The organism is Terriglobales bacterium, from assembly GCA_035543055.1.
Classification (GTDB): Bacteria; Acidobacteriota; Terriglobia; order Terriglobales; family Acidobacteriaceae; genus JAIQFD01.
In genome coordinates this window covers 62,064-72,517 of sequence record DATKKJ010000148.1, presented here as the reverse complement: position 1 = coordinate 72,517, position 10,454 = coordinate 62,064, and the positions used below count along the sequence as shown (strand labels likewise).

10 protein-coding genes and 1 tRNA gene are annotated in these 10,454 nt (G+C 62.4%); 3 read left to right on the top strand and 8 right to left on the bottom strand.

All coding sequences use genetic code 11. From position 1 onward, the window contains the following. Nucleotides 1–216: 216 nt before the first annotated feature. From kdpC to VMS96_10315, 6 genes are all read right to left on the bottom strand, one after another. Complete coding sequence (kdpC, locus tag VMS96_10340) at nt 217–807, bottom strand: potassium-transporting ATPase subunit KdpC (GenBank protein ID HVP43822.1); 591 nt, start codon at nt 805–807, stop codon at nt 217–219. A 12-nt stretch (nt 808–819) separates the two neighbouring features. After that, a complete protein-coding gene (gene kdpB / locus VMS96_10335) occupies nt 820–2,844 on the bottom strand; it encodes a potassium-transporting ATPase subunit KdpB (GenBank protein ID HVP43821.1) in 2,025 nt (674 codons plus the stop codon). 15 nt (nt 2,845–2,859) lie between these two features. Further along, nucleotides 2,860–4,656: a potassium-transporting ATPase subunit KdpA gene (kdpA, locus tag VMS96_10330; GenBank protein HVP43820.1), complete on the bottom strand. Its 1,797-nt coding sequence runs from the start codon at nt 4,654–4,656 to the stop codon at nt 2,860–2,862. Nucleotides 4,657–4,672: 16 nt separating this feature from the next. After that, a complete protein-coding gene (locus VMS96_10325) occupies nt 4,673–4,801 on the bottom strand; it encodes a hypothetical protein (GenBank protein ID HVP43819.1) in 129 nt (42 codons plus the stop codon). Then, nucleotides 4,801–4,890 carry a K(+)-transporting ATPase subunit F gene (kdpF, locus tag VMS96_10320; protein ID HVP43818.1) on the bottom strand — a complete coding sequence of 30 codons (90 nt, stop codon included), beginning with the start codon at nt 4,888–4,890 and terminating at the stop codon, nt 4,801–4,803. The genes VMS96_10325 and kdpF overlap by 1 nt, the downstream gene beginning before the upstream one ends. A 370-nt stretch (nt 4,891–5,260) precedes the next feature. After that, entirely contained in the window at nt 5,261–6,622 is a 1,362-nt protein-coding gene (locus tag VMS96_10315) for an outer membrane beta-barrel protein (protein HVP43817.1), read from the bottom strand. Between VMS96_10315 and VMS96_10310 the strand changes: the two genes are divergently transcribed. After that, entirely contained in the window at nt 6,612–6,740 is a 129-nt protein-coding gene (locus VMS96_10310; GenBank protein ID HVP43816.1) for a hypothetical protein, read from the top strand. The genes VMS96_10315 and VMS96_10310 overlap by 11 nt on opposite strands. Nucleotides 6,741–7,013: 273 nt before the next feature. Here VMS96_10310 and VMS96_10305 read toward each other — a convergent pair whose 3' ends face one another. After that, nucleotides 7,014–8,135, bottom strand: a complete 1,122-nt coding sequence (locus VMS96_10305) for a universal stress protein (GenBank protein HVP43815.1) — start codon at nt 8,133–8,135, stop codon at nt 7,014–7,016. A 20-nt stretch (nt 8,136–8,155) separates the two neighbouring features. Here VMS96_10305 and VMS96_10300 point away from each other — a divergent pair, with 20 nt between their 5' ends. Continuing rightward, nucleotides 8,156–9,631: an ATP-binding protein gene (locus VMS96_10300; protein ID HVP43814.1), complete on the top strand. Its 1,476-nt coding sequence runs from the start codon at nt 8,156–8,158 to the stop codon at nt 9,629–9,631. Between the two features lie 26 nt (nt 9,632–9,657). On the opposite strand, the gene VMS96_10295 is transcribed toward VMS96_10300, so the two are convergent. Continuing rightward, a tRNA-Glu gene (locus VMS96_10295) sits at nt 9,658–9,735 on the bottom strand. Nucleotides 9,736–9,842: 107 nt separating this feature from the next. Here VMS96_10295 and VMS96_10290 point away from each other — a divergent pair. Further along, entirely contained in the window at nt 9,843–10,439 is a 597-nt protein-coding gene (locus VMS96_10290; GenBank protein ID HVP43813.1) for a hypothetical protein, read from the top strand. Nucleotides 10,440–10,454 lie beyond the last annotated feature (15 nt).

Sequence of the window (10,454 nt, the reverse complement as noted above, 5' to 3'; positions counted from 1 at the left end):
GCTTGGCGGGGGCGTAGGCGACCTCGGGCCGCTCGTGGGCATAGCCCTCCCGCTCATGCCCCCACATATCCCGATGAGCGAAACTCTTGCTCGCCATCACACTAGTGTCGCTCGGAAACAGGGAAAATGCAGGTTACGGATGTGCAGGCGGAACGGGAATCCAGACATGCCCGGAGAACCGGGACCATGGGGCCGCGATGCGACGATCGGTGAGGTTCAATAAGCCTCGGCTTGTTTCTTGAGCGGAAACCGCGCGTCGAGATCGAGATTCAGCTCCAGAACGTTCACACGTGGCTCGCCGAGGAATCCCCACTGCCGGGCCTCCGCGTGCTTGGCGACCAGCTGCCGCACCTGATCTTCGCTCATGCCGCGCTCGCGGGCGATGCGCGGGACCTGAAAATCCGCATTGGCGGGCGAGATATGAGGGTCGAGACCCGACGCCGACGTGGTGACCAGATCGACCGGAATGGCCTTACCCGGGTTCTCAGCTTGAAGGGACGCTACATCCTGCTTCACCCGGTCGATCAGCTTTTGATTGGTCGGGCCGAAGTTCGTCCCGGACGAGTTCGCAGCGTCGTACCCGTTGCCGGCCGCGGAGGGGCGGGAATGGAAATATGTCGAGCCGACGAACGCTTGGCCGATGATGCGCGACCCCATCACTTTGCCGTCGCGAACGATCAATTGACCATTGGCCTTGTCGGGGAACAATACCCTGGCGATGCCGGTCACAACCAACGGATAAACGATTCCCAGCAGGATGGTGGTGACGATCGTCATGAGCACAGCCGTGATGAGGTTCTTCTTCATGGCAAGATTCCTTTACGCAAGACCGATCCGGGTGATGACCAGGTCGATCAGTTTGATCCCGATGAACGGCACGATGATCCCGCCCACTCCGTAGATCCAGAGATTGCGCCGCAAAAGAGCCGCCGCGCCCATCGGCCGATACTTCACGCCGCGCAAGGCCAGTGGGATGAGCGCGATGATGATCAGCGCATTGAAGATCACCGCCGACAAGATCGCAGACCACGGTGTCTGCAAGTGCATGATGTTCAGCGCCTGGAGCACCGGGAAGGTCCCGGCGAACATCGCCGGGATGATGGCGAAGTACTTGGCGACGTCGTTGGCGATAGAGAACGTGGTGAGCGCTCCACGGGTCATCAGGAGCTGCTTGCCGATCTCGACCACCTCGATGAGCTTGGTGGGATTGGAATCGAGGTCGACCATGTTGCCGGCCTCTTTTGCGGCTTGGGTGCCGGTGTTCATGGCGACCCCGACGTCGGCCTGAGCAAGCGCCGGCGCGTCGTTGGTGCCATCACCGGTCATGGCCACCAGCTTGCCGCCGGCCTGTTCGTTGCGGATCAGGTCCATCTTGTCCTTGGGCGTGGCCTGGGCCAGGAAGTCGTCAACCCCGGCCTCGCGGGCAATCGCCGCCGCCGTAAGCGGGTTATCGCCGGTGATCATGACTGTACGGATACCCATGGCGCGCAGTTGGTCGAAACGATCACGCATGCCCCCCTTCACGACGTCTTTCAGTTCGATCACTCCAAGCGCGCCGCGGCGTCGCTCAGCGACCACCAAGGGCGTTCCGCCGCTACGCGCAATGTCTTCCACGATACTTTGCACTTCCGCGGGAAATGCCGCGCTCTTCTCCGCGAGATACGCCTGGATCGCGTCGGCTGCGCCCTTGCGGATCTCAAAGCCGTTCATGTTCACGCCCGACATGCGGGTGTTCGCAGAGAAGGGCACGAATTCCGCTTGGTGAGACTGTAGTTCGCGGCCGCGCAGGCCGTACTTCTCCTTGGCCAGCACCACGATGGAGCGGCCTTCGGGGGTCTCATCGGCCAGCGATGACAGTTGCGCCGCGTCCGCCAGATCTTTCTCGCTCACCCCGGGCGCCGGAATGAAGCGCGACGCCTGGCGATTCCCCAGGGTGATGGTGCCGGTCTTGTCCAGCAGCAGGGTGTTCACGTCGCCGGCGGCTTCGACGGCGCGGCCGGACATGGCCAGCACGTTGTGCTGGATCAGGCGGTCCATACCGGCGATCCCGATCGCCGAGAGCAAGCCGCCGATGGTGGTCGGGATCAGGCAGACCAGCAGTGACACCAGCACGAACACCGTCTGCGGCGAGCCCGAGTAGATGGCGAAGGGCTGCAAGGTCACGACTGCCAGAAGGAAGATGATGGTCAGCCCGGCCAAAAGGATGTTGAGCGCGATCTCGTTCGGGGTCTTCTGGCGTTCGGCGCCTTCGACCAGGGCGATCATGCGGTCCAGGAAGGTCTCGCCGGGATTCGCGGTGATCTTCACCTTGATCTGATCGGACAAGACGCGGGTACCGCCGGTCACCGCCGAACGGTCGCCACCGGCTTCGCGAATGACCGGTGCAGACTCGCCGGTGATCGCCGACTCGTCCACGGAAGCGACGCCCTCGAGGATCTCCCCGTCGGACGGGACCAGTTCGCCGGCGGAGACCATGACCACATCTTCGGCGCGGAGCTTGGAACTCGGCACCTGCTCCGTCTTCCCGTCGGCGAGCAGGCGGTTGGCAATGGTCTCGGAGCGCGCTTTGCGCAGCGTGTCGGCCTGGGCCTTGCCGCGGCCTTCGGCCATGGCTTCAGCAAAATTGGCGAACAAGACCGTGAACCAGAGCCAGAGCGTGATCTGAAGATTGAACTTGAAGGCCGTCCCGCCCCTGAGCAGGAGGGCGGTGGTGATGACGCTCCCGATCTCCACCACGAACATGACCGGGTTGCCCATCATCTTGCGCGGGTTCAACTTCACGAACGAATCCAGGACCGCGCGCCGTACGATCTTCCATTCCCAAATAGCTTTCTGTTTCGCCATAGTCTTATTCCGTGGTCAGAAGGTTTTGCCTGCGAGCATCAGCAAATGTTCCAGGATGGGTCCCAGGCTCAAGGCCGGGAAAAATGTCAGAGCGCCGACGATCAGGATCACGCCGATCAGCAGCGCCGTGAACAGCGGCGTCGTCACCGGGAAGGTGCCCAGCGACGGTGGGACGATCTTCTTGCCCGCCAGGTTGCCGGCGATCGCCAGCATCGGGATGATCATCAGGAATCGTCCGATCAGCATGGTGAAGCCGCCGGAGACGTTGTACCAGAGGGTATTGGTCGTCAGGCCCGCGAAGGCGGAGCCGTTATTCCCTGCTTGTGACGTGAAGGAGTAGAGGATCTCGGACAAGCCGTGCGGCCCCGGATTGAGAATGCTGGAGGTCCCGAATCCGCTCACCGACGAAATAGCGGAGAAGATCAGGATCACCAGCGGGAAGACGAGCACGACCAGCATTGCCATCTTGACGTCATAAGCCTCGATCTTCTTGCCCAGATACTCCGGCGTGCGCCCCACCATCAGGCCCGCAATGAAGACGGCGAGCACGATGTAGATCAGAATGCCGTACATGCCGGCGCCCACTCCGCCGAAGATGACCTCGCTCAGCATGATGTTGACCAGCGGGACCATGCCGCCGAGCGGCGTGAAGGAGTCATGCCACCCATTGATGGCGCCGCAGCTCGCATCGGTCGTGATCGTCGCCCACAGCGCGGTGTTCGCGATGCCGAAGCGGACCTCCTTGCCTTCCATGTTCCCGCCCGAATGCAGCGCACTGACGCGCTGGTCCGCGCCGGCGAGCAGCGGATTACCCCGCGCTTCCGCCCAATAGGCGGTGGTCACACCGGCCAGGAACAGGATGGCCATGGCCGCCCACACCGCCCAGCCGTGTTTCTGCGAGCCAGTCATCCGCCCCAGTGTGTAGGTCAGACCTGAGGAGAGCGCGAAGATGGCAAACATCTCCATCAGGTTGGACAACGGAGTGGGGTTTTCGAAGGGGTGGGCGCTGTTCGCGTTGAAGAAGCCGCCGCCGTTCGTACCCAATTCCTTGATGATCTCCTGCGAAGCGACCGGCCCCTGCGCGATGGTCTGCTCGGTGACCGTGTCCATCGCCGGCTTGCCGTCCGGGCCGAGCACCGGTTTGCCATTGGCATCGACCTTCGGCACTTGCTGCGGTTCGACCAGCTTGACGGTGTCATAAGGCCTCAGGTTCTGTACCACTCCCTGGGAAACCAGCAGCAAGGCGCCGACGATGCACATCGGGAGCAGCACCCACAGCGTACAGCGGACCATGTCCACCCAGAAGTTGCCGATGGTCTTCATCTCCCGCCGTGCGATCCCGCGAATGAACGCGATGGCCAGCACGATGCCGACTGCGGCAGAAGTGAAGTTGTGGTAGGCCAGTCCCGCCATCTGGGTCAGGTAGCTCATGGTGGACTCGCCGCCGTAGTTCTGCCAGTTGGTATTGGTGGTGAACGAAGCCGCTGTATTGAATGCGAGGGCGTTCGGCACCGCCCCGAACTTCTGCGGGTTGAGCGGCAGCAGGCCCTGGAGGCGCTCCAACCCGTACAGCACGATCATCGGGACCACGCTGAACAACAGCATGGCGATGGCGTATTCCGTCCAGCGCATCTCGTGGTTCTCGTCCACCCCGGTCAGCCGGTACAACAGGCGCTCGACAGGCCGTAGCACCGGGTCCATGAAGGTCCGTTGGCGGTTGAAGACTCGCGCCATGAAGACGCCCAGCGGCTTTGTCACCGCGAGGATCAGGAGGAGAAAAACACCGATTTGGATCCATCCATTCAGAGTCATAAGGAATGCTTTCCGGCTAAGAGGACTTCCTCGGTTTGCCCATGCGCGACATGGTCTGGCACACGCGTACGCTACCCTGGGACAGCAGGGAAGCGAACAGCACGCAGCCCGCGCCCAAGGTCAGAAGAAGGGATGTGTCGCTCATCAGAACTTCTCCGGGCGCAATAGCGCGTACAACAGGTATAGGGTGGTCAGTGCGCTTACTACGAGCATGATGATGCTTTCCAGGCTCATGACGTTCGCCTCACTTCACGCGGTCACAGAATCGTACGTATCCGATCGAAACGACGAAGAACGCGATTGTGACTGCAACATAGATCAAGTCCTGCATATCCATCTCCTGCCGACCACGGTCACCTTCTTGACTTTAACCCTAGCTTCAACTTCTCGAGTTCGCCCAGCTCTCTCCAACCGAGACGTACCAGGTAGGCAAGAAGTCCCACCCCGGCGACGATTGACGCGATCTCGAGTCTGTACGACATGGTCCGCGATATCCTAACGTTGCTCTACTCACATTGGACAATGGTGCTCATAAAGTTTGTCTAAAGAGTGCGTCAAGAGTTCGTTATGCGAAGGTGGACTGGAAGCAATGCGCGAGACTCTCCTACCAGGCTCCCTGTTTCTGGCCGAACCACCACACCAGGCCCAGCGTGGCCGTGTTCTGTTCTTGCTTGAGCAATCCCACTGTGTCTGTCAGGAAGAAGGGTTGATTGGAAAAATCGCGGCGCCACTCGGCGCGCGCCAGGAAGCCTTCGGCGAACTTGTACTCGTAGGTCAGCGTGGTCTCCTTCAGCGCCTGAGTCGTGCCGCTGAACAGGCCTCCCCGGTCGGAGAGATACTCGGCGCGGCCCGCCAACGCCGCCTTCGGCGTCAGCTGATAGCGCGCGTACGCCGCGCCTCCGCTCACATGGGAGGGCGCCGACTGGTTGAACGTGCGGCTGATGACGTAATCGCCTTCCAGCGCGAGGGTCAGCTTCGGGGTGGCTGTCCAAGTGATGTAGGAATCGATGATGTGCGTCCGGCCGTCCGGCCTGGGCAGCACCGGCGTGACCGGTAGGCCCGGCTGTGTAGGTCCGGTGGGCAGCCCGGGGTTCAACACCGCCACCACATCCCGCTGCTCCTCCCCGGTGTAGTAATTCACGTTCCAGCTCAGCGACTTCGCCGGCTTGAAGTTCAGGAACACCATTTGCGACTTCGCGCTGTTGAAGTCCTCGCTTTGTTGAATCCCATTGACCACTGCGTACGTCGCGGTGAACCAAGGGGCGAAGCTGTAGGTCGCGCGCACGCCCAGGTGATAGAACGGCAGGAAATTAAAGAGGTAGGAGCGCGAATAGTTCATCTGGTCTTTGGTGTAGTTGGCCTCGGTCCCCAGCGAACTGGCCCACTTCCCGAAATCGACGGTGAGCCCGCTACCGAGGGGCGCAACGTAAGTTCCGTATGCTTGCCAGAGCGTCCGATATGCCTGGGGCCGCAACTCGTTGGCGGCGCTGCCCTGCGACGTTTCCGGGGCCTGGCCGTACTGAAGGTCTAACCTTGCTCCCAAGCGGCGGCCCGCGGCCACATCGGGAGCGCGCTCCACGATCAGGCTCGCCTGGTTGAGGCTGAAGCTGTCGCTCATCACGTCGTAGGCGCGTAACAGGTTCACCCGCCCGACCGGCCGGTTGAAGTTGTAGCCGTAATAGCCATCCAGGCCGACATTGATGGTGGTGCCGCGGAAGAAGTCCAGCGTGCCGCGGTCGGCGTCGCTCAGCGGAGCGGCAGGCGCCTGCCCCTTGGCATCGGAGGCAACGACTGGAGCAGCCGGTGGCGTGCCGTTCCGCGACTCCAGGGCAGCCACCCGGTCGCGCAACTCGCGAACCAGTTGCCGAAGCTCCTGGATCTCGCGCTGGTCCGGATCCGACCTACTTGTTCCCTGTCCGTAGGCGGCGGGAGCGACCGCAAGAACCAGCACCAACATGAGCGCCATCTTTACTTTCCTGCCTTTTTGCGAGGCAGAAGGTGTGCTGCCGATGGGAACAACGTTCGTGCTGGTGGGTTGCGGCAATGGCTCGATGTACATGACCTTCACGTTATTCCTCCGGTGATGCCTGTCTTCGCGGACGAAGTTGACCAGACACCACAGAAGAAAGGCAACCCCTGCGAGGTCAAAGACGATGAATCCGACGGTTGCAAGCATCGATGTCACAGGCATACATTCGACATCCGCGGCAGTAAGGGTGGGCTAAGGGGTTCGTAAAGGTTTTGTAAGTGGCCAGAATGGGGCGGGATGGTGGGAGGACAGCTGGTATTCGTAAGAGTTTGTGGGGCGGCCCTTTCCGGTTACGGGACCGGGGAGAGCAGGCAAGGAAGGCACTGCCCTATTTCACTTCCTGGGACACGATGTGAACGTCAACCGGCGGGGCATCGCGCAGGAACCGGTGGATGGCGGAGAGATATAGATATTTCTTCCATCCCGTCTGCGCCGACCGCCCGAAGATGACCTGGGTGATGTGCTTCTCTTTCACCACCTTGGCCACCGCTTCGGCCACCGACTTGCCTTCGGTCTTGATAAGCTGGGCGCCAACGTCCTCGGCGAAGCGGATGTTCTGGCCGAGCGTCCGCTGGTTTTCCGGGGTACCGTCTACCCCGGTGTCCACGTAGATGACGAACAGCTCGGCATCGAGGCGTTGCGCCATGCGGGCGGCGCGGGCGATGAGATACTGGGCCGCCGGATTCGAGCTGATGCACACCGCGATGCGTTCCCGGACGCCGGCGGCGATCCCGGGGTGCTCCTTGGCGAAATAGGACTCCAGGCCCCGGTCCACCGCGCGGGCTACCTGCTGCAAAGCCAGCTCGCGCAGCGCCATCAGGTTTCCCGGACGGAAGAAGTGGCCCAGGGCCCTTTCGGCGCGGTCCACGGAATAGACATCGCCGCGCCGCATCCGGGTCTGCAGCGCTTCTGGCGTGAGGTCGGCCATGACGATCTCGTCCACCCGTTGCATCACCCAGTCGGGGACCGTCTCCCGGACCTGCACGCCGGTGATGTTCTGCACCAGGGGGGTCACGCTCTCGATGTGCTGCACGTTCATGGTGGAGAGGACATTGATGTTGGCGTCCAGCAACTCGATGACGTCGTCGTAGCGCTTGCGGTGCTTGCTGCCCTCGATATTGGTGTGCGCCAGTTCATCCACCAGCGCGACCTGGGGTTTGCGCGCCAGGATGGCATCCACGTCCATCTCGTCGAAGGTCGCACCCTTGTACTCCATCACGCGACGGGGAACGGCCTCCAGCCGAGTGGCCAGGTCGGCGATGGCTTTGCGGCCGTGGGTCTCCACCACGCCGATCACGATGTCCTCGCCTCGGCTCCGGCGGCGGATCCCCTCGCTCAGCATGTTGTAGGTCTTGCCCACGCCCGGAGCGTAGCCCAGGAAGAGCTTGAAGATGCCCAGCTTGTTCGGCGGTTGCGCTTCTTCCAGCCACTGCTCCGGCGTCTTTGGCATTGCGGCTATTCTCGTCCAGGGTGGTGCAAAAAGTCGAATCGGATACAATCCTGCCTGTGAGCGGGCCCCGGCAACTGATATTACGCTTCGCCTCCGCGGCGGCGATCGTGATGGCGATCGTGTGGGTCTACCTCCGGCTGATCCGCGTGAATCCCACCACCGTGGGCTTCACCTTCCTGCTGGCTATTCTGGTGGTGTCAGCTTCCTGGGGCCTGCGCTGCGCCATCTTCATGGCAGTCGTGGCCACGCTGGCCTACAACTTCTTCTTCCTGCCCCCGGTGATGAAACTGACCATCGCCGACCCGCAGAACTGGGTGGCGTTGTTCGCGTTCATGGTCACCGCCCTCATCGGCAGTCACCTGTCGGAGCGCGCCCGCCGGGAAGCGTTGCGATCGCACGAACGCCGTCGCGAGGTGGAGCGCTTGTACGCGTTCAGCCAGCAACTTCTGGTCACCGAGAATGTGTTCGGCCTGCTCAACCGGGTCCCGAACTTCATCGTGGACTCGTTCGGAGTAGCCGGCGCCGCCGTCTTCCTCGCAAACAAGCGGAAGACGTACTTCTCCGACATCTCCGTCCAGTCCGTTGTGACCACCGAGCAGCTGGAGGCGGTCAGCAGCAGGGAGCCGGTGGTCGACCGCGAGCGCGGCCTCTGCTTCATGCCCATGCGCACCGGCGTGCGCCCGATCGGCGCCATTGCCTTCCAGGGTTGCAGCCTGTCGCGGGAGACGCAGGAGGCGATCGGAAGCCTGATCGCTATCGCCATCGAGCGCGCCGCCACCATGGAAAGCCTGACCAAGGCGGAGGCGACCCGCGAAGGCGACCGCCTCCGCTCCTTGCTGCTGGATTCGGTGACCCACGAGTTTCGCACCCCCCTGACCGCGATCAAGGCGTCGGCCGAGACTCTCTTGTCCGAGGTCGAGCTGGACAAGCCCCAGGTGAAGGACCTGGCCAAGGTCATCAACGAGGAGAGTGACCGGCTCAACCGGCTGGTCGGCGAGGCCGCGGAGGTCGGGCAGTTGGACGCGCACCAGGTCGAGCTCCAGTTCGAACCGCACCAGATCCGGGAAGCGATCGACCTGGCGTTGCAGGAGGCCAGACATTCCGTGGAGCGCCATCACGTCGAGGTGAAAGTCCCCCCCAACCTGCCCCCGGCGCGCATGGACGTGAAGAGGATCGCCGAGGTCCTCAGCCAGTTGCTGGAGAATGCAGGGAAGTATTCGCCGCCGGAGACACCCATCCGTATCACGGCGGAGCTGCAGAACGCGCACCTGGTGACCTCGGTCGCGGACCATGGGCCCGGCATCGACGACGCCGAGCAGTCGATGATCTTCGAGAAATTCTATCGCGGGAGGAACGAGCGTATTTCGATCCAGGGAACCGGCATGGGGCTCTCCATCGCCAAGGCGATCGTCGAGCTGCACGGCGGGACCATCAGCGTGACCAGCCAGCTGGGGCATGGTTCGGTGTTCTCGTTCACCTTGCCGCTTGGGTCCTGACCCGGATGTCCGTGAGGGAGGAATGTTGGCGTCCCCGGCGGGATTCGAACCCGCGTTACCGCCGTGAAAGGGCGATGTCCTGGGCCGGGCTAGACGACGGGGACGCGCTAGGCGGGGTTTCTGGTGAAGTCCTACTCTAACAGTGCGCGCGAAACAGTGTCAAAGCCGCGGCGACCATGGCCGCACCCGACCGTCTGTAGAATAAGCACACATGGCCGACTCGCTCTATCTCAGCCTGTGGTTCCCTAACTTCGCGGCAGACGAGATGCTGCCGCGGACCCTGGCGGTGCTGAAACAGTTCCCGTACTCGACGCAATTCCCCGGGATCGGCCACGTTGAAGTGCATCCGGTGGGATGGGACCAGCCCAGCATCTTCGAAGAGACCTTCGACTACCGGGCAGAGCCGGAGCGGGTCATTGAGCTGGCGGCGGAATTCCTGCACGAGGACTACGCCTACGAGTTCGAGGCCCTCTGGGACCTGTGGACACCGAGCGAGGAGCGGCCCAAGGTCTGGATCGACCGCCCGCAGCGAGTCAGTTTCGTCGCCCAAGGGTTGAGTTTCGATGAAGGCTCCTACCGCGAGAACGGGCACGTGCTGGTGGATTGCGGGCTCGATACCCCGTTCCTGTTCGAGGACATCCCGCTGACCTCGCAGGCGGAGGCGAAGGTCAAGGCCAACGTCCAGAAGCTGGTGGGATTCACTTCGGCGGTGGAGAAGGATTGCGGCATCTCCGGCCGCCTGTTGTGGTCGGAATCGGAAGAGAACCTGGCGCAGAAGCTGATCGCCCGCCTGCAGCGCGTCCAGTGACCGCTCAGGTTCGGG